Source organism: Providencia lanzhouensis (assembly GCF_050469745.1).
GTDB classification, from domain to species: domain Bacteria; phylum Pseudomonadota; class Gammaproteobacteria; order Enterobacterales; family Enterobacteriaceae; genus Providencia; species Providencia lanzhouensis.
This window is the reverse complement of the sequence record NZ_CP174123.1, coordinates 1,594,053-1,613,121: the sequence shown is the minus strand read 5'-3', so window position 1 is coordinate 1,613,121 and position 19,069 is coordinate 1,594,053. Positions and strand designations below refer to the sequence as shown.

Annotated in this window: 24 protein-coding genes; 5 read left to right on the top strand and 19 right to left on the bottom strand. The window is 40.2% G+C overall.

The window, feature by feature from the left end; all coding sequences use genetic code 11:
* Positions 1-312 precede the first annotated feature (312 nt).
* The 3 genes from ACIH2S_RS07560 (at position 313) to ACIH2S_RS07550 (ending at position 2,943) form a co-directional block, all read left to right on the top strand.
* Positions 313-795, top strand: coding sequence for a DUF4822 domain-containing protein (locus tag ACIH2S_RS07560; RefSeq protein WP_108479070.1), 483 nt, complete (start codon positions 313-315; stop codon positions 793-795).
* Positions 796-1,083: 288 nt separating this feature from the next.
* Positions 1,084-2,220, top strand: coding sequence for a YadA-like family protein (locus ACIH2S_RS07555; RefSeq protein WP_159075032.1), 1,137 nt, complete (start codon positions 1,084-1,086; stop codon positions 2,218-2,220).
* Between the two features lie 258 nt (positions 2,221-2,478).
* Positions 2,479-2,943: a DUF1097 domain-containing protein gene (locus ACIH2S_RS07550; RefSeq protein ID WP_108479108.1), complete on the top strand. Its 465-nt coding sequence runs from the start codon at positions 2,479-2,481 to the stop codon at positions 2,941-2,943.
* A 95-nt stretch (positions 2,944-3,038) separates the two neighbouring features.
* Here ACIH2S_RS07550 and ACIH2S_RS07545 read toward each other — a convergent pair whose 3' ends face one another.
* Genes ACIH2S_RS07545 through ACIH2S_RS07535 form a run of 3 tightly spaced genes read right to left on the bottom strand, consistent with a single transcriptional unit; the run spans position 3,039 to position 4,266 of the window.
* A complete protein-coding gene (locus ACIH2S_RS07545) occupies positions 3,039-3,398 on the bottom strand; it encodes a hypothetical protein (RefSeq protein WP_108479072.1) in 360 nt (119 codons plus the stop codon).
* A gap of 10 nt (positions 3,399-3,408) precedes the next feature.
* On the bottom strand, positions 3,409-3,822 hold the full coding sequence (locus ACIH2S_RS07540) for a hypothetical protein (RefSeq protein WP_036951373.1): 414 nt from the start codon (positions 3,820-3,822) through the stop codon (positions 3,409-3,411).
* A gap of 24 nt (positions 3,823-3,846) precedes the next feature.
* Positions 3,847-4,266, bottom strand: a complete 420-nt coding sequence (locus ACIH2S_RS07535) for a hypothetical protein (protein ID WP_108479073.1) — start codon at positions 4,264-4,266, stop codon at positions 3,847-3,849.
* Between the two features lie 478 nt (positions 4,267-4,744).
* On the opposite strand from ACIH2S_RS07535, the gene ACIH2S_RS07530 reads away from it, so the two are divergent.
* The gene (locus ACIH2S_RS07530; protein WP_430248561.1) at positions 4,745-4,972 is read left to right on the top strand and encodes a DNA polymerase III subunit theta; all 228 of its coding nucleotides are present in this window, start codon (positions 4,745-4,747) and stop codon (positions 4,970-4,972) included.
* Here the strand turns inward: ACIH2S_RS07530 and ACIH2S_RS07525 are convergent.
* The 12 genes from ACIH2S_RS07525 to ACIH2S_RS07470 form a co-directional block, all read right to left on the bottom strand.
* On the bottom strand, positions 4,969-5,637 hold the full coding sequence (locus ACIH2S_RS07525) for a tail fiber assembly protein (protein ID WP_430248441.1): 669 nt from the start codon (positions 5,635-5,637) through the stop codon (positions 4,969-4,971). The two genes, ACIH2S_RS07530 and ACIH2S_RS07525, sit on opposite strands and share 4 nt — an antisense overlap.
* On the bottom strand, positions 5,634-7,079 hold the full coding sequence (locus tag ACIH2S_RS07520; RefSeq protein WP_430248440.1) for a hypothetical protein: 1,446 nt from the start codon (positions 7,077-7,079) through the stop codon (positions 5,634-5,636). The genes ACIH2S_RS07525 and ACIH2S_RS07520 overlap by 4 nt, the downstream gene beginning before the upstream one ends.
* Positions 7,080-7,086: 7 nt before the next feature.
* Positions 7,087-7,719: a DUF2612 domain-containing protein gene (locus tag ACIH2S_RS07515; protein WP_196712326.1), complete on the bottom strand. Its 633-nt coding sequence runs from the start codon at positions 7,717-7,719 to the stop codon at positions 7,087-7,089.
* Positions 7,719-8,909 carry a baseplate J/gp47 family protein gene (locus ACIH2S_RS07510; protein ID WP_430248438.1) on the bottom strand — a complete coding sequence of 397 codons (1,191 nt, stop codon included), beginning with the start codon at positions 8,907-8,909 and terminating at the stop codon, positions 7,719-7,721. The genes ACIH2S_RS07515 and ACIH2S_RS07510 overlap by 1 nt, the downstream gene beginning before the upstream one ends.
* The gene (locus ACIH2S_RS07505; RefSeq protein WP_154600747.1) at positions 8,906-9,259 is read right to left on the bottom strand and encodes a hypothetical protein; all 354 of its coding nucleotides are present in this window, start codon (positions 9,257-9,259) and stop codon (positions 8,906-8,908) included. The genes ACIH2S_RS07510 and ACIH2S_RS07505 overlap by 4 nt, the downstream gene beginning before the upstream one ends.
* A gap of 3 nt (positions 9,260-9,262) precedes the next feature.
* Positions 9,263-9,949: a Gp138 family membrane-puncturing spike protein gene (locus tag ACIH2S_RS07500; protein ID WP_196712324.1), complete on the bottom strand. Its 687-nt coding sequence runs from the start codon at positions 9,947-9,949 to the stop codon at positions 9,263-9,265.
* Positions 9,936-10,823, bottom strand: coding sequence for a baseplate hub protein (locus tag ACIH2S_RS07495; protein ID WP_430248435.1), 888 nt, complete (start codon positions 10,821-10,823; stop codon positions 9,936-9,938). Before ACIH2S_RS07495 ends, ACIH2S_RS07500 begins: the two co-directional genes overlap by 14 nt.
* A 258-nt stretch (positions 10,824-11,081) precedes the next feature.
* Positions 11,082-11,834, bottom strand: a complete 753-nt coding sequence (locus tag ACIH2S_RS07490; RefSeq protein WP_430248434.1) for a phage baseplate protein — start codon at positions 11,832-11,834, stop codon at positions 11,082-11,084.
* A 61-nt stretch (positions 11,835-11,895) separates the two neighbouring features.
* Positions 11,896-12,135 carry a hypothetical protein gene (locus tag ACIH2S_RS07485; protein WP_430248432.1) on the bottom strand — a complete coding sequence of 80 codons (240 nt, stop codon included), beginning with the start codon at positions 12,133-12,135 and terminating at the stop codon, positions 11,896-11,898.
* A gap of 44 nt (positions 12,136-12,179) precedes the next feature.
* A complete protein-coding gene (locus ACIH2S_RS07480; protein WP_430248431.1) occupies positions 12,180-12,962 on the bottom strand; it encodes an ORF6N domain-containing protein in 783 nt (260 codons plus the stop codon).
* A 66-nt stretch (positions 12,963-13,028) separates the two neighbouring features.
* Positions 13,029-13,760 carry a BRO-N domain-containing protein gene (locus ACIH2S_RS07475; protein ID WP_430248430.1) on the bottom strand — a complete coding sequence of 244 codons (732 nt, stop codon included), beginning with the start codon at positions 13,758-13,760 and terminating at the stop codon, positions 13,029-13,031.
* Positions 13,761-13,825: 65 nt separating this feature from the next.
* The gene (locus ACIH2S_RS07470; protein ID WP_241541906.1) at positions 13,826-13,999 is read right to left on the bottom strand and encodes a hypothetical protein; all 174 of its coding nucleotides are present in this window, start codon (positions 13,997-13,999) and stop codon (positions 13,826-13,828) included.
* 100 nt (positions 14,000-14,099) lie between these two features.
* Here ACIH2S_RS07470 and ACIH2S_RS07465 point away from each other — a divergent pair, with 100 nt between their 5' ends.
* On the top strand, positions 14,100-14,897 hold the full coding sequence (locus tag ACIH2S_RS07465; RefSeq protein ID WP_430248428.1) for a LexA family protein: 798 nt from the start codon (positions 14,100-14,102) through the stop codon (positions 14,895-14,897).
* 221 nt (positions 14,898-15,118) lie between these two features.
* On the opposite strand, the gene ACIH2S_RS07460 is transcribed toward ACIH2S_RS07465, so the two are convergent.
* From ACIH2S_RS07460 to ACIH2S_RS07445, 4 genes are all read right to left on the bottom strand, one after another.
* Positions 15,119-15,583 (bottom strand): hypothetical protein, encoded by a 465-nt coding sequence (locus ACIH2S_RS07460; protein WP_430248426.1) that lies wholly within the window; start codon positions 15,581-15,583, stop codon positions 15,119-15,121.
* Between the two features lie 65 nt (positions 15,584-15,648).
* The gene (locus ACIH2S_RS07455) at positions 15,649-18,015 is read right to left on the bottom strand and encodes a hypothetical protein (protein WP_430248425.1); all 2,367 of its coding nucleotides are present in this window, start codon (positions 18,013-18,015) and stop codon (positions 15,649-15,651) included.
* A gap of 195 nt (positions 18,016-18,210) precedes the next feature.
* Complete coding sequence (locus ACIH2S_RS07450; protein ID WP_108477893.1) at positions 18,211-18,621, bottom strand: hypothetical protein; 411 nt, start codon at positions 18,619-18,621, stop codon at positions 18,211-18,213.
* Entirely contained in the window at positions 18,621-19,067 is a 447-nt protein-coding gene (locus ACIH2S_RS07445; protein WP_051473540.1) for a phage tail fiber protein, read from the bottom strand. Before ACIH2S_RS07445 ends, ACIH2S_RS07450 begins: the two co-directional genes overlap by 1 nt.
* Between the last annotated feature and the right edge of the window lie 2 nt (positions 19,068-19,069).

Below are 19,069 nucleotides of genomic sequence, written 5' to 3'. Positions count from 1 at the left end.
ATAAACAAGTATTTGTAAATTTTTCATGGTAAACCGACCAAAATATAAATCTGAATTAACACTGATTAGATAGCTTAGCTATAATTTTATTTCGACTTTCTATTTAATACTGTTTTTAACAGAAAAATTACATGGGATAAGCCGAGTTTTGTTTGCTGATGCCTATTTTCTTTGAATACATAACCCAACGTAAGCTTACATTTTTAATAATTAATCATAATTCTTACCTTTGCTTTGCTCGCTGTTTAATTAATGATGAAGACCTGTTCGATTTTGTTACTCACATTTCTAATCTTAATAAATGGAGTTCTTATGAAATTAAAACCGATTATTGCCGCCCTGATTGTGATGTCCACCACTGCTGCTTTTACAGCTCAAGCTAACTCAACGGCGCCTGTTGCAAAGCAAGCTGTTAGCGCAAAAAAAGCCAATGCCTATGAAGAGATTATGATTGATAAAGTCTGGGTAACCACTCAAGCTGTCGATCAAGATAAAAAAGAGGTGCCTGCAACAGATAAACAAGTGGCAAACTTCTTTGGGCTTGCAGAGTATTACCCAGATGGTACTTTTAAGATGCTAACCCTTGAGGGTGCGCCAAAAATGCAGGGTGATTGGTCATTCAGCGAAGATGGTAAAACCCGCTCATTAACTGCAAAAGATGACAAAGGTGAAGTCCTGTTTACTCGTGTAGTTGAAAACGTGACCGTGACACCGGAAGAATATACTTACCGAATTTACCCATCACAGGATGATAAAACCAAATATTTTGATATCGTCCATAAAGTGAAGAAATAGCTTATACCATGATTGGGGAATGTATTTAATATTCCCCTATTTCTCAGTTATTAGTTTGATAAAAATTAATTTTTAAATTACTTTAAAGCACCCCAGAATTACACTTCATTCCCATCATCAATTCCACTGCATTAATCTTCATCCAACACGATTTTTCCGAATCAATTAAAAATAAAAACGGATTTTATTTTTTTTAATATTCAAATTATTATTCCAACGTTTTTTATGAATAATAATTTACCTCAATTATTCCACTCTAATTTTTATTCGTTATATGGAAATTTCGTTATGAAAAATAAATTGCTATTAAGTGCTTTAAGTATGGCTACCCTCACATCCTTATCTTCTCAATCCCTTGCTTTAACTGGTTTTCAAGATGCTATAAATTCTCCTTATGATTACCCAGAGCATCGACATGAGGATAATAGAACCACTTTTGAGTTAAAAAATGATGAAAAACTTAGCGATAATATTAATAAATATATTGATATAGCCGAGACTATGACACCTGTTGTTGATGTTCTGGCGTATGCAATCGAAACATCATCACCATTAATTAAAAAATTATCCACATTAAATGAAAAAGAACCTGCTAGCTTATCCCCTATTACTTTAACTAACTCATCAATATCAGCAAATCCTCTATCCAGCTCCCAAAAAAATAACCTTGCCCATTTAGAGAATAAAATCGAAGATAATAACCATGCAATTAATTTATTAAATATGTCTATTAATAATTTAAGCCAAGAAAATAATAAGCAAGAAAAAAACATAGCTGAAAAAGGAAATTCCATTAAGAAATTACAAAGCTCTTTATCTGATTTAGAAAAAAACTTTAATGATAGTGAAATGAAGAATAAAAAATATGTTGATGATGAAGTTTTTAGAAGTGAAGCTATTACAACTTTATTAATTGATGACACAAACAAAAAACATGAAACAGATACCAAACAACTGAATATTGCCATAGAAAAGCTCGACAAAGACATTAGAGAAAGTGATCTAATTACAAGCCAATTAATTGAAGATGCAGAAAAAAATAGTAAAGCTCATGCTGATTTAATTTTACGCAATCAACAAATGCTTAATATCGACCGTTTTGATAAACTCGACAAACAAGAAAAACTTCAAACACAGCAGCTCAATCAAATAAATACCCGAGTTGACCAAATGGAAAGTAAAATCCACCAAACTGCTCGTGATGCAAATGCCGGTATTGCTTCAGTTGCTGCAATGACCAATATTCCTTACACCACCAACACACGTTTTAGCGCCGGATTAGGCTTAGGTAATTTTAAAAACGGTAACGCCATCGCAGCTGGAGCTCAGTATCAAGTTAAGCAAAACTTAAACTTGCGTAGCTCTATTTCCTGGAATAACTCGGATAGAGCCGTTCTCGGTGCAGGTATTGCTTACGGTTGGTAATCTTTAACCAATAACTATCTTTATTCTTCTCGCCATATTTATTAGCATCAATGTAAATTGATGCTAATTTTTATTTAACGATTAATTATCAATATCCCTATTCAATTTTCCAAAATTAAATTTAATTAACCGTTAGCACTTTTAACTTAACCATCATGTCTTTTCTCTGTGCTGATTATCCATCATTTAATTGCAACAATTAAAATCCCTCTATAAAATGCTCTGCTTTCCCAAATTCTTATTTATAAAGTCATCATTGTGAAACTACTTTTTTCTTTGTCATTAACGACTGCTATTCTTTCTGGGCTATGGGCATGGGTTGCTGATGTATTTGGCTTGATCAGTTGGGCGGGATTTTTAGGATGTACCGCTTATTTTGCCTATCCGAAAGATGGTGTGAAGGGTTTGCTGGTGACAGCATTAACAGCACTAAGTGGTGTTGTTTGGGGATTAGTTATTATTCATAGCGATAAACTCACCCATGACCTACCTAATTTCACAGGCTACTTTGTAACCACATTTATCGCTTTTGTCATGTGTTTTCAAGCCCAAAAATCGTGGCTTGCCTATATTCCAGGAACCTTTATTGGTGCCTGTGCAACCTTTGCAGCACAAGGAAATTGGCAATTGACTATCCCGTCACTTATTGTCGGCGTTTTATTTGGCTATGCCATGAAGCAAAGTGGGCTTTGGTTAGTCAAAAAACTGGATAGAACTTCCTGATGTATAACGTAAACCTATTTTTAATCAGAAATATCTAAGCGACTTATAAAAATGAGGGTAATAATTACCCTCTTACTATCAAAACAATTTACATTTTATTTATAGGATATTGATGCTGCACTGATTTTATTTGATGAACAGCTAGTTATTTTAATATTTGAATTTGATAAATATGCAGTATTCATAAGCTGGAACATTGCTCTACCATACTCGTTCCCAACCGATTCCAATATAGATATTTCCTTTGTATCCGCATCTCCATCACGTAGAGTTATTGTAAAAAAAGCCCTTTTATTAAATACATCTTGCTCACCTAATGTGATAGTGGAAATTCTTTTTTCTTTGTTGAGGTAGGCATTACAATTATCTGCAAATGCCTTATTTATAATATTCTGATTTGCCATTGAAAAACTTGAATACAACACACAGACTAATAAAATTATTTTTTTCTTCATGATATAAATCCTATTTTGTAAAGTTATTTTTTAAATGATTTACACATCCTGATGAATAAGAAAAAATAGTATGGACTGATAAATCGGGAAGAATAGCCATATACACAAAACCATCATCGTCGAAATTTAAATTACAAAGAAAATAGTCATTAGTTTTATATTTGTACCCAGATGCTGTTTCTATTTCAACAGTCCAGTAATCAAAATGAGATAAAAAACCGGTCTCATATGGAAATGAATGTCCTAATTTAGTTGTGCTCATATTTTTTAGGTTACTGTAATCAGCAGTAATATTAAGCATACTATGAGGGTAATCTGTAGAATGCGTGACACTAACAGATTTTAGCTCCTGCAAAGAGCAGTTCATCACATAGAAATAACCAGTATGGTTAGTTGCAAGTGATTTTTCTATTACGTTATCCATTTGCCTCCAATTTTTATTAAAAAATTAATTATGGCAACCACCTGAATTTGAGAACTTTATAAACAACCTAAAATCTTTTACTATATTAATAATCACAATGCCATTATCCCAATATCGTATATTACAGGCTTGTTTTCTATAAGATATAGTTTTTCCTGTTGATATTTTGAAATCAACATCCCAATAATCCGTATGACTCCATGCCATTACCGTGTATGTAAATTCACATCCAGACTCAGCCATTTCCAAATGCTCTAGCTTATCAATTCGTTGTATCGCTTTATTACCTTTCAATCCTGAATAATAACTAACAACAATAGAATTAATAGTTTCACCGCTACTATTTAATATAAAGAACGCACCTTTTTTAATAACACTTTCGTACTCCTTTTTATTGGTAATATTATCTCGCCCGTGATTTTCACTAATATTATTATCATTCATAACATACCCATTATTATTGAGCTCATAAAATAAACACTAGTTTAGTGTATTACCCATTCACCCTACATGAGTAAGAAATAGTTATATTAAAAATGACAAAAAGAAATAATAATAGATTAACTTATTTATTGATGCTTACTTCGCAATTTAAAAACAAATAAAAAACGCAGACATTGCCTGCGTTTCGTATCAATACATAAATATTAAAGAATGATAATCACACTGGCATTGACATGATATGACGGCATACAAACAAGTAAGCTAGCATATTCGCGTTACAGCGTGGAAATACAGACAATTACCGCAAGCTGATTTAGAACTGCTGGATAGTTCGAGTTCATTTGCGGTAATTTTTTGCCCCAAATATGCCCCATGCACAAAATCCCCTCATCCTCACGTCACAATTTCGGCACAGCTCGTCAAAGTGATTCACTCTCCGTGCTATACTCAGGCCATTCATTCCCCACAGAAAACCATCATGCTCAATCTCGCAGAACTAACGAAAGAAGATAAAGACAAAGTGAATGTCGATTTAGCCGCTTCCGGCGTCGCTTATCGCGAAAGACTCGGCAAGCCAGTTATTGATGTTGAAGTCGAGCGACAGCAACCCGAACACTTGCGCGAGTATTTTCGTGAGCGTTTAGTCCATTACAGAGAATTGAGCAAGCGATTTCCGCAGGGATATGAGTACAACAAAGAGAGTTAAGGTTTTTGTGGCCAGTCGATATCTGGTGCTAGTGAAGTATCGATATCTGCAATTTTAATACTGTAAATTTCCCATGCATTAAGATTACTTTTATCGACTTCAGTCGCCATATTTAAGCGCACTTTACGCTCTAAAATCGTGATGTTTTTTTCAGCTTCATCAGCAAGTAATTGCTTTTGCATTTCTGCTTCTGCAATGTGCTGCTCTTTTGATTTTTGTGGGTTTAAGTGGGCTTTAACTTCTTTTTCCGTCATCTTCTTCATTGTATGAACATTAGTCCTAACATCATAGATAGCTGGAAGAACAGAGTCGCACTCATTTTTTAATGCAAGATATTCAGTCTCTGCATTAACAAATTTTGCATTGATATCTTCATACGCTTTAAAATTATTAAATACATCAGATTCCAGTTTGATTAGCGTATCTTTGTGAATTTCTTGCGCGTCAATATCATCTTCATCAATTTCCCGTGATGCTTCATCATTGAATGCAGCTTTTAACTCGTTCAGTATATTTAATGCTGCATTTAATTCACTTCGCATATTTTCGAGAGCATGCTCTTTCTCTAAAATTAGCTGTTCAAGCTCTGACAGCCTTGCGACCTGCATTAATTGCTCATCATCATAAGCGTAAACATCATTGTTTTTATTTTTAAAATAATTCATGAAATCTCACTCCAAATGACAATGGATACATTACTCATTCTCACTGCATAACGCTCACCGGGTAACACAATTGCAGATGCGGACAAGCGTTTAGAGACTGGACTTCCCCCTACCTCTGACTTGGATACAACTATATTGCCCACTTGAATTTCAATCATTCCAACAACTGAATCCATCGTCACTGAACTGACAACATCAACAATAATCGGTTTATCTGTGGTGTTTGTGTAAGTGGTCGCTAGCGCCCTCGATGCAGTAACATCTTTTCGTGTTTGAGATACACCAAACATACGCTTTCTAACTGCAGGTGAATTGGGGATTTCTTTGTCACCACCCATTATGTCAGTAGCAAGTCCATCAATACGACTTGCATTGATTGTTGCTATAAGCTGACCTGTTGAACTCACTCCCCATACAGACTTTCCATCGCTGCTTACTGCATCAATTGCACCTGAAGCAGCAACTCTGAAATGAAATCCCGATGATGTCATTATAATCGGTGAGCCGCCCGATGCGTGCGTAAAACTATCGCCAGAGGCATAGTTTCCTGACTTCTGGAAAGCTTTTGTCGCAGCATCTTGACTCATGGCTTTTGATGTTGATGACCCCGCGGATTGAACAATATCCGATGAATATAGTAATGAAACTACATTTCCGGATGCTACTTTTGGGACGAGAATTTGCCCACCCCATGAGTCGCCATCTTGGTATTGAAGAAATGCTGTATCACGCTCGGCATTCTTTGAGTAAATCCACAAGGTACTACCTTCTCTACTGACGCCGAGATTTTTAGCTAAAACATACCCGTTAACTTCGCCGCCTGCTTTATCAAACTTTTTACTAAGCCCGTCGTTCAAGGATTGGGTCGTTGCATAGTCACCGGCAGGTTGATAGTTTCCTTTCGGCTGTAACTTACCAATCTCAGCGGTAAACAGATTCAGACTAGGCACCTTGTCGTTATCGTTTCCTTTTACGCCTGAAATATTAGCTTTGTCGAACTTTTTCAGTAGTGCTAAATCAACCTCGGTTTTAATCGCGTACTTAGCACCGATCAGCTCCCATGATGCTGAGATATTCGACTCGGTATTGAAGTTAACTTTGTTGTTATCGATTAAGCTTTGATACTCTTTCTTCTCGTCATCAGACTGAAGTATTGCCCCCTTCGGATACCCACCAATAGACTCGGCGTATTCCGGGGAAAATTTAAAACGCCCACCTTGAGATTGATAAACAATATTCTCTGAAATCTGGTTGAGAATTCCGTTAAAGTCCTGCCCTTTTGGTGGTAAACCGCCCGCGGCGACAGGTAGCATTGTGATTTGCCCGAAACCCTGATCCCACGTTGCTTGGTTTGAATCCATGCTAGTTTCATAGTTTTCAGGGATGACGTTTTTCTGCCCGTTCTTAGCGAAAGGCTTTACTATTAATTTTGGATTTTTCATTTCGTACCTATTTTATGAAAGGCGCTTGATTGAAAGGTTGGAATCCAGTTTTATAAAAACCGAAATACTCACTCACTGGCAGCTCTGTAATGCTCACTTCAACGCCGCAAGGTTTTGGTAAGATGTTATGGGTAAAGATTAAATTCTTTTCAAACTCTGATAGACGATATTCAAATACATACCTCGCCTTCATGTGCCCTGTAATCAGGTAATATGCTCTTCCTCTAGTGAATGAATCCCTCAGGAATGCGTTGATATTTGGCGCGGTGGCATAGATGATATTTGCATAGGCTTTCATGATAATGACTTCTCTAAAAGATTCATCAGACATCATATAAGCACTTTCGCTACTATCTCCGCTGTAAAAGGGTGCTTGGTTAAATGGCAGATACTTCTCCGTCCCATCAAAGCCGAAGTAATCTTCGTCGGGATCGGGAATAGAAATGCCCCTATCAATTCCAACTATCCTCCCCCAAATATCCAGCCCGAACCCCTGCGCTGTATGAACATTAAAAACAAGGGAATAGAAGTCATCTATATTATTCGATGGGTCTATTGATTCGTTTGCTGATTTAAGAATGGAAGTGATAATTGGGGAGTTTGCATATTGACTCATTAAGGTTGTGTTAATGCTATCCATCACGTCATCCTTATGTCATCTGGAGATAAGACTGGAAACTCATCTATCCCAAAATCAATATAATTCCCTAAAGCACCACCTTTCCGCCCTATTTGAATAGATATCAATCTGTTTCTAGTTGACTGAGCAACAGAGCAAATGTAATCACTCGCGATCAGTCGCTTAGCTATTCTCCCCTTGCCTACCCCTGTGTTGAATTCATTAATGATTGCGTTTTTAATTGCTTCTTTATCCTGCAGTGTCAGCAAATCTTTATTCTCAAATTTCACGTTGAACTCAACGGGAATATGGGCTGGTCGAATAAACTTAACGTCATAGGTCGGCGGCATATATGGAAAGTTAGTAGAATCCTCATAAGTTACTGTTGTGTTTCCAACAAACGCACACCCGGTTCCGGCTTTAGTTAAAATCTGTTTGGCAATCTCATTATCATCACCGCCCACAACTGATACAGCGATTGAGTTTCTAATCAGTGAATAGTTGGTTTTACCTACCGTAATGGTCGCATCGCTTGGGTTATTAATTACATAACAGTCAATGACATCGTTGATGTTGGAAACAGCTCCGTATGTGGCATCGTTTGTGTTCTTTGCATTCTTCGAGACAGATAATGACCTTCTAAGCTCAAACTCTTGTCTAGTTTCAGTGTTTCGCCCAGCTATCGCAGCCTTGACGTTTGTTACGCTATCAATACCGCCAATATTCCGAACAATACGATTAATTGTATTTGGCTGAGCGTAAATCATGCCATCAACATCACAGGTTGCTTCGACGACAGCTAGCCCATTGCTCATAATGAAAACATCCCTCGATGTTGACCATGTATTGCCATTGTCATCTTGGACTTTGAAGCCTGCTGGAACCGACACGCCAGATAGACCGTTAAAAGTTAACTCGGCTACTGACTTCGTTGCTTTCTTTCTCTGCAAAAAGTAGATATAGCCAATAGCATTTTGCATTTGACCATCGGCATATCTAGGGTCGAACTGATTAAATAACTCAACCAGCTGATTTCTTTCATCCGTAATAATAGCCGCAAGCGTTGTCACTAACTGACCTTGTGGCGTGTCCATATCTTCGTTTAGACCCTCACCAAAGGTACCTCTCATCATCGACCACAGCCCGCTTATCACCTCTTGTGTCGTAGGTGTGATAATGCCGTTTGGCGTTATTTCTAGCTTGGGGATCATAATTCTATCGCTCCTTCTCTGCCTTGCTTGTCAGTGAAAATCAACCTCCCTCTGACCACCCTATCATTCGCGGTACTTAGCTCAGCTTTAGCCGACACCACACCATCAACTGACATTGCCGCATCTTCTAAATGCTGACGATACAGAGATAATGAATACCTGTTTTTACCCAGTATTTTCTCTAAGTAAGGGATACCTTCATTTTGTGAGTAGTACATGTCATGCATGAACACCTTACATTTATTTGCCACTGACTGAGCGATAGCATACTGATCGGAAGCCATAGCAATATTTCCCGATACGTCTAGGGTTAAGTCCCACGTATCAGGCAATAGAAACAGTGTTTTCATTGGTTATACCTGCTGATTTGGCTTATCTGTATTGGCGTATTCACCGTTAGCTTTGTGCGTGTGACCGTTATAAGTCACGCGCATACTTGCCATGGTTTGAGTGTTTCCGCTGCCAGTGTTGTCGGTGATATCACCCTTCGATTTAATCGTAGAAGTGGTTTCCACGGGAGCATCAAGGATTATTTTTGTTCCCTTGGCTTTAATCACCCCTGTCGCAACAATATCAATTCCACTTTCAAGGAAATGAATGTATTGGGATGGAGTTCCGTTGAGTATGCCGCCGATGTACAGACTATCTGCGATGTCATATTGCCGCTTAGTCGATGGTGGCGCATCCTTCTTGGTGCGCTTTATTTGTGAGATATCCCGTGAAGAGACCAAGCAAATTCCAATATCACCAACCTTAGGATCAAGAATCACGGCATTCTTTCCTCCCTGATAACGAAAATACGGAACGTTATAGATAGTGGCACTATCGAAGATATTACCGCCGCCATCCACTTGGAGCACCATTGGTTTAACATCAATAAACCCAACCGGATTTACCCCGCCACATTTAACCTTCACAACCCTGCACACTGTTACAGTGCCAATTTTCCCAATCAGACTGTTAATGATGAACTCTTGCGTTCTGGCACCGCCCGCCAAGTCTTCAGGGTCATAGGGTAATACCGTTTCATTTTGCGACATGTACGTTTTTGTCCTTCAGGTTTGAGCCGACGATTTCCATAAACCAGCGACCGGAGTCCATTTCAGTTTCTAATTGCGCTCGCATTCCATAGACTCGCCAATCCCCGTTACACATTTCAATCTCACTACCTTTCACGCGGACTAGCGCGCCAAACTGGATGGACGGGTCGTACAGACACCGGAATGTTGCACCGATATTTGTGATAATTGGATAGCCGATAAGTCCTGTGTCTGGCGATATGACGGCAATCTTAATCTTTCTTGCTGAGCCTTTCGGCGTTATTGCCACGCTGTTATTGCCAAGGTAGAGGTCTAGGTCAGTGTTAGCGCATAGCCATCTTATTTTGTCTAAGTCGGAACCGGTCAGGTACGCATTATCAACTACTGCATTAACACCGTTTGACTCAAACGAAAAACCGATGCGCTGGCATATCCCTGCAATGATTTCAGAGACTGAGTGAACACCTTCGTAACTCTCTGCCGCTGTCGCTAACTTGCTTTCAAAAACCGCCGACATCGCCTCAATAACAATCGATACGTTAGGGGCTTCTGAGTATTCTGGTAATGCCATGAATATCCCGCCGCTGAACACTTGAGCAAAATCACCGTCGCCCTCAGCGGCTTCAATAGTGATTAATGTTCTAAGCGCCTTCACGTTCTGCCACTTTGCAGTGATGAGTTTATTCATCGTCTCTTGAGGTAGACCATAAACTCTTATTCGTGCGTATGGAGCCGGAGAGCCATAGCCAAACGTCACATCAGCGCTAATACGCAAACCGACGGCTGATAGCTTATTTTGGTTATCTGAAGTAAATACTTCGTCTTTACCATTCAATTTCAGCGTTAGCCTGATCCTCTTTCGATTAAATGCCATCAGCCCACACCAACTTATATCGAGTGCCCAATCCAGTGTAAATCGGGTCTGTGTTGCCTTGCTGGTCTGCAAATATTAACCACTGACAGATGTACGTCATGTTTCGACATATCCGATTGCAAACCACGTATTCGTTATTCTTCTTCACTGTCGCGTACAGGTTATGCCTACGAGAATTTAGCTCTATCTCGTATTCATCAGTATCAAGCGTGAAGGTTAGAATTTGATTGGGGATTGGAGAGGTTGGAATTATTGTCATCATTGTAGGCTAACTCCTTGCTCTACTATCATCTCGGCTTGTTGCTGTATCTGAGTTAGGTCGCCACCAAGGTTAGAAATAGCCTTATAAAGAAGCATGGATATCTCTTTCCCTTTTAATAGCTTGGACTTTGTAGGGTCATCAAGTATCTTCATCAACTCATCAAGCGTTTCACCAGAAAATAAGGATGCTACTTGCTGCGTTTTATCTCCGGTATCCTTGATTCGCGCATCGTCAGGATTCGTTACCTCTTCCTCATCGTACTTGACGACTACTTCGCGGATTTCTTCAAGATGCACGTTCACCTTAATCAGTGTGGCGCCGTCTCTTGCCTCTCGAGCGAAATCAAACCCAACGATGTTTGCACCCTTATAAACATACTCCGGCGTGATGATGTAAAACTTGAGCGTACTCTTGGCGAGTATTTCCAATTGCGCTAAAAACGCCCCGCGCTCCAATGTTCCACCGCTACTCTTGCTTAATTGAACAGTAGCTTTGTAAGGGTCGGCGACTTTGTTGTAGCTCGTGAAAGAACCCTTCTCAATCGGCGCATTCACTACGCGACTCTGATTCTGGTACTGAAGAGATATCACGTTATCAGCTAACAGTAATGGAACGCCGAACTCATTGAATATTCCCCAGTAGTTACCGAATAGAGTATTGATTAACGCGCCTCCGCCTAAGCTAATTCCGGCGTTAATGGCAGCGTCAGGAATATTCTTCCAGTTTGGTATATCTGGCATTCCGAACATGATTTTTCTCCAACGTAAAAAACCTCAGTTAAGAGGCGTGGTGTGAATATTTGAGGATTATTTAGTCGTGACGTGCTAGTTGGTTAATGACGTCAGCGTGTTTCTCTTGAGTTTTTTCTAATGCCTGTTTGAATTCTTTATTGTTTTTAGGGTTCTTCTTTTCTCTTTCTTCTTCAGCGTAGATGGTGGCTGATTTTGCGCAATCTTCACAGATATGAACGTCGCCACTATCATTTGCGATAAAATATACATTTTTGTATTTCAGGGCATTTCTTTCGCAAAAATCACACGTAATGCTCATTTTTTCACCTATTGATTGTTAGCCCATCCTTGGGCTATGTGAGTCTAGAATAACTTAGCTAAGTTAACATCATGAACAGCTTTCCAAGCTTCGGCAGGCCATGATTTTACTGATCCGTACCTGTCGTCATGCACTTCCATTGGTGTGACGTTATTTTCTAAGCACCATTTACGTAATGGATGCCATTTAAACTTTTTATCTAACTTCTTCTCTACAGATAAAACAGTGGCATGTTTTTTACTTTCACCAATTTTAGCTGCTAAAGCGTTCTTTTCACGCACAGCCTTTGATGCAGTGGCCATTGCTGTAGCTTCGCGCTTATGTCCAATCCATGCTTTTGTTTCTATTGCATGGTCACGCTCAGCCGCAATTACCGCTTTCTCTTTCTCTGATTGAAGTAAGCTTTCCAGCGCCTCAATATAGTTAACAGGCAAGCCAGAATTTTTACGTGAAGAAAAATAGGTTTCTTCCAGTAGTTCGAAGTAATCCCAGGCTTGGTCTGTCTCTAGCATTTTTGCGTGGCGACTTGCTCCGCGCTCAGTCCAGAGATAAGCGTGTCTTGTAAATTTATTAACTAACCCGAAATTATCGGGGTAGCTCTTAAACTCTTGTAATTCCTGACCTTCAAGCTTGAAATAGTGCTTACCTTCGACAAATCTATCTTTATTGTTGGTAAAGTTGTCCTGAATATTTTTTACATCTGCACCATAACCAATAGCCAGTGACTCTGTAGTGATCACCTTTTGTTGACGGTAATAGACCTCCGGCACCTGAAAATAGCTCGACGTGACAACTGAATTATTATTTGCTAATCTAATCTGACTCATAAAAACTTTTCCTTCTGGTTTAGTTTGGGATTAGCCAACAGGTGCGAACTGTTGGCTTTTCTGTTTTTAATGACACCCAATATTTCTTTTTTTGTTACCACTAATCATCACTCCTTTGTCTTTACCTTCAAATACTACGTTTGCACCTCCTAGTCTTGAGCCAACATCAAAGCTATCTTTCAATCGGTGTAGCATTTTCTTTGTGTCCATAAACAGCTCTTCAATTTGTACCGCCTGTTTAGCACTGTTATGTAATGCATGAATACGAACTTTTGCACCAGTAACATCAAAGCCATCACGCTCTAATTGCTCTATTAAATCAAGCTCTGGCGCAGGGTTTTTGTTGTCAATCAAACTGCTAGGTGTCAGCCAAGCGTTATCAAACTTACGGTTATGAATATCAGCTGATTCAATTGGGTAATGATAATTAAATGCTGGTGAATGATTACCTAACTCAACCTCACGATCTAAGATATCCAATACCCACTTACGAAACTCTTTGGCCACTGGAGTGTTAGAAAACATTGCGATTAGGTGAGCGCCGCGAAGTGAGTAAACTCTGACCGATTTGTTACGTAAGCTATTGTTTATCCCGTTGAACGTCATATTGACGGTCATTGTCATGGAGTCTGTAAACTCATCAGCGTTACGTGCATAAAGCTTACTTACGTTATCTGTGCGGCTATAGCCTAATGCGTGTGCAATTTCAGTTGATGTTAACCACACTTGACCATCTTCAACGATTGGATTGAATGTGAAGTTCTGGAAAGTTAAGTCTGTTTTAGCTACAATGTTCATGTCATTTATTCCTTATCGGGTTTACTTGGCAACTGGCCTCATACTGTTTGCGCGGATGAGGCCTTTTACTGAATAATACTTTCACCTTTTTCTTCCTTATCGATCACTCTATCCATAATAGTATCAAGCATACCCTGTATAGAACGATGCGTTCTCGCTGCGTAATTTTCTAAAAATTCAGCTACCTCAGGGCGTAGGCGGTAACTAATCTGCTTGCTCTTAACTGTGTTTTGCTTCATTATTCACTCCATTATGTGTTTTTGAATTTAATATACTCATTGATGAATTATCATAATACTCAAAATTCATAATGAGTCAATGATTTTTAGGTGTGCATTTATGAACTTTAACGATAGTTTTCCTCGAAGAGTTGCCGCAGCAAGAAACTCACTAGGTCTAACTCAATCTGAATTAGCAAAAAAGGTAGGGGTTGTAACAAGACAAATTGCAGCTTACGAAGGCGGTGAGGCTCGCCCTCGCATTAATGCATTGAATAATTTAGCCGCCGCCCTTGGAACCACTCCTGAGTGGTTAGCTTCTGGCGTTGGAGAGGCTCCCGATATAGCAAGAGTCAGATCAACTATAACCTTGCCATTAATTCCTGTTATCACCTTTGTTCAGGCAGCTAACCTTTCTAGTGGTGATGATGTTGTTGGATATGATTACATTCCTGCTCCAAGGCTTGCGCCTGATTCAGCCTTTGCTGTCAAGTTAGATGGTGACTCCATGCAATCTAATTCAACAATAAGCTTCCCTGCGGGATGCACTGTAATATTCGACCCAGAATCAGATGTCTGTAACGGTGATTTTGTTCTATGTAAAATTGAATCAAGTGATGATGTAACATTTAAGCAATTGATAATAGACCAAGGTGAGTATTACTTGCACCCTTTAAACCCAAGCTATATGAATATCTTAGCTGGTAAAAACATATCTATAATCGGGGTAGCAATAGAATCAAGGCACGAACTCTCGCCAGATGTTATTATGCTATCCAGAAGCGGGATGATATCCGACTTTATGGAAAACATCAGCGATAAAGCTAAAAAGCAAGAAACTGAAGCCACAAATGACAGTATTTCTGAAAGGCTAGATAAAATAGAGTCTATGCTAGAACAGCTACTCAGTAAGAAATAACCACCCAGCCCAAGGACGGGCTGGATTCCCCAAATGTCGTTTATTGATCCTGCTGGGATCAATACAGCCACTTTTCTATATATATCATGATGTTGCAGAAGTAATGCTTGCATTCAGCTATTCGTAACACTTTGATTTACATAGGCTACTGTATCAATATTAGCATTTTAGATCTCATGGCGATCAGGCAATAAAAAAGCCCACTTGTGGGCTTGTTTGTTTCAATCGGTAGGCATTGGATGCTCTAAATTCTTAATCATCTTGCAGTTATATATTAAAGTACTTGCACCTAGAAGGTCATTCTTCACTGCAATCATGGCGTAAACCCCCTTTGATGAGCTTGCTCCGATAACAAACGATTTATCTTTTTTGTCTGTATATCGGTATGTAACAAGCTCCTTTGTTTGGTCTATCTTTCCCGTTATCGGTGGGTTTACTGAAATATTTCCGGGGAATGAGGCTATAAACAAAATGGTCTCATTCTCCATATTTTCAACATAAATATTTGCAGATTTGAAGTTTCCTTTCAGTGTTTCATTCTCTGTAATGCTTCCATACGAGCATTCATAATTGCCATCAATAATTCTTACATTTCCGCTGACATCCCTTCCTATTCCAAGATTGCTCACTTGAGCAAATGCAATTAAAGGAAATAGCGCCAAGCCGACAAAGATATGCTTAATCATTATTCACCCCATGAATATTATTTAAACATATTGTGCCACTGACTTGACGCAAACTACAGCAATTCCTAAATAAGCGAAGGAACTAGCTGATAAACCCTCTTTATGGATTCTTCAGCCGCCACCTCACTTACTCCTGACAGCGTACTTGCGTTAGTATTAACAGTAATACCTGCAACATTAACGTCCGTTTTGTTGTTTGTGATTGTTTGAGCTTGTGATTTAAGCGCATTAGATTGGTCTAAAAAACCCTTAGCTAAATCACCCACGCCAGCAGCAAAAGGTGTAGATATCTGCTTGTTGAATGACTTAATGTTATTCATGGCATTGGATTGATTTACATAATATTCCTTACCTTTTTGTTGCCCCTCTTTTTGGTCAATAACAGCAATAAGGGCATCCCTTTGCGCTGGAGTTAGGTCGCCCATGCGAAGATCTGTACTGCCAAGAGCGGCTAATGCTGCTCTAATGTATGCAGCAGTATCATTTCCCGATTCAGGTGGCGAATGAGCCGTCAGTGCTTGCGCTACGGTTTTATCTTGATATCCAATTCCCGCGCCGTAATCGCCCTTAGTGCCTAGTTGCTTTCCGCCATTACTCTCAAATAAAAGCCAGCGCCTAGCTTTATCCCCAGTCTCTCTGTTAGGGAATATAGCCATTGTATGACCTTGCGCGTTAGTATCATGACCGATAGCTCCCTGCTTTCTGGCAGCCTCACCCCAAATCATATTGCTAGGATTGTTATTTCTCCACGCCCTAGATCCGTCCTCTCGAACGATATCACCTTTATCAGTTTTATAGATGCGCTTATTTTGGCTAGGAACTTCTACACTAGTAGCTGTGAATGAATCACTGGAAGCTGATGGAAGCCCGAGAATTTCCCTAAGCCCTCCAAACATACCGCTATAAGCTAAAGATTTATTTGCCTTATGCTCTTCGATGTATTTATTTGTAGGCTCGCCATATATGGCATTAAATATGCTCCCGTCTTTTTCCCCCGTTATCAGCGTTGTAGCAGCACCAGCCAATGAGTCATAAGCGCCAGAGAAATCACCGTCAGTAAGCTTATTTAAGGCATCAAGCAACAATGCTAGCGTTTCTGATGCCCGTCTAACTCCCGCGATTATCTTGTCGAAAACCCAATCAGCAGAAAACTTGCTCGGATCTATCCCGATTAGCTCAAGAAGCTTGCTGGTTAGAGAGGATACTGAATCCTTAATGCTATCAAATGATTTCTTGATTCTATCGATGTCTCTGCTCCATCGACTAAAATCAGACTTGATGAACCAATCCCCCATCTCATCAAGCTTTTCAAGTATCGGCGTAATCGTGCTATCCCACTTTTCCCAATACTCACCGAGTAATGACTCCCCGCCTTCTTTCCACTTTTTGAAGTCGTCATACAGCATCCATAAACTGGCACCGAGCAACAATAAAAGAGCAGGCAGTAAACCAATCGCACCAAACAGCCCCAAGAATGCCGTAGCCGCTTTTAGTACAATCGGAATTAGCGTGACACCGATTACCGTTCCAAGCGCCTTGAAGATGAATATAGCGGTATCTCTGTTCTTGTTCAGATAACCAAGGAAGCCCGTCACTGTAGCGGATAGTTTTAATGCATAAGGGATGAGGTAGTTACCAAGTAACGTTTTCAGCCCATCCCATTGCATACCGACCAGCGCATTTTGTTGTTGTAACTGCCGGCTGATTTCTAACTCTTGCTCAGACGAAACAACGATATCTTTTTGCAGTGCAAGTTGCCGCTCCATTTCTTGGCGACCCTGCAATAACATATTTATCGTTCCTTCATCAAAGCCCATATTCTTAGCGAAGTTATAGGCTTGAGGTCTGGACATTTGAGAAAGGCTATCGGCGACATCCAACAAGATATCATCAAGGTTTCTCAACTCACCGTTGTTTTTAACCACACCCACGTTCAGCGCGTTAAAGTAAGGCAGGATTGAGGTATCACCTACCGTCACCAAATCCCAAAGAGACTTGTTCAGGTTAGCCATACTGGAAGCCATGCCCTCAGCACTTCCACCCGACAGCTCGGCGGCACCCTGCCAGCGTTTAACTTGCGTGGCATTCATGCCGAGATTTTTACTTAGAAAATTAAGCTGGTCATTTGACCGAGCCGTATCTTCGATAAGCTTAGTTAATCCCGTGGACATGAATATGGTCGTGAAGAGTCCAGCCAGTGCCTTAGTCGCATTGTTAATCGACTTTGTGAAGCTATCACTTTGCTCCTTGGCTTTTTTTTGCTGCTCTCTCGTGCCTTTTAGGGTCTCATTTACGCCGCCGAGCATTTCATTCAGAGCGTCGATAGAGTCCGCTAACTTATCGTTTTCAGTTGTCGCCTTTTTCGCATCGTTAGCAAAACCGCCGCTATCGAGTTTCAGCGAAACAAGAAGCGTGTCAATTAGCGTTGCCATCGTTTATCTCACTCATTAGTTGCTTGTTGTACGATTCGACCTGATGGATTTCTAGGAGGTTTAAAACATCTTCCAGACTGTAAATCGTGTGGAGTTCGTGAAGCGTTGCGTACTTCGCGGTTATCACTTGGTACGCAACAGTAGATACGTTATTTGTTTCAGCTAAAACACCATCACGAAGCGGTAACCCTGCTTTTAATCGTTCGAGCTGGAGCCACCGCCGTTCACTAAAAAATCCAAGTGAATAGCTAACGCCTCCTTGCGAAGAACGAACATGGTCGAGAGGTCTTTCACATCGGATTCAAGTAACAGAGGTCGAGCGGTTCCGCCCGATGGGATGGTTTGCACGCAATCCAGAAGCTCATCAAGCAGAGGGATGCCGACGTTTGGGTCAATACCTGCCAGCGCCTTGATTGCGACGTTGGCCATGCCTAGCATTCCCATGTTTGGATTGACGCCTTCCAAGTCCACACCGCCATTAGCAATCGCGAACAGTGCGCGCATCGCCCAGTTATCCGCCTTGGCAATTGGCATTTCGGTAACTTGATACATCATTCCGGCATCACGACCCTTTTCAATCGTGATAGTTTTTGATTTCAGCGTCATTAGATTTCCTCAGCACCTTCGAAGACCATGTTGAAGTTGTAGCTTGTTCCGTCGAGCATTTTTTTACCGCTTGCGCCGCCAGTCATTGACGTTAAGCCGCCCGTTGCGCTGTAGCGTTTGCCGATTGATGGAATTTCGACAACGATATCCACAAATCGGGCTTCCATATTCGCGTTAAAGTCCTTGCGAATGTTTTCCATGATTTGTGTAGATACGCTGTTTGCTTCCAAGTAAAGCGTCCATTGCGTTTCGTGTGGCGTGTAGCCGATAGACTGTTTGCCATCGACACCCATGCGAGTCTCGCCGATATTTGCGTCACCAAAGTTCCACGCGTTATCAGCCTGAAAACCTTGTAACTTCACGAACTCGTCATAAACGCCCTTACAGCGGATCATCAAAACGGCATTTGCTGATGTTAATGTTCTTGGGTTATGTCCCATTGGCATAA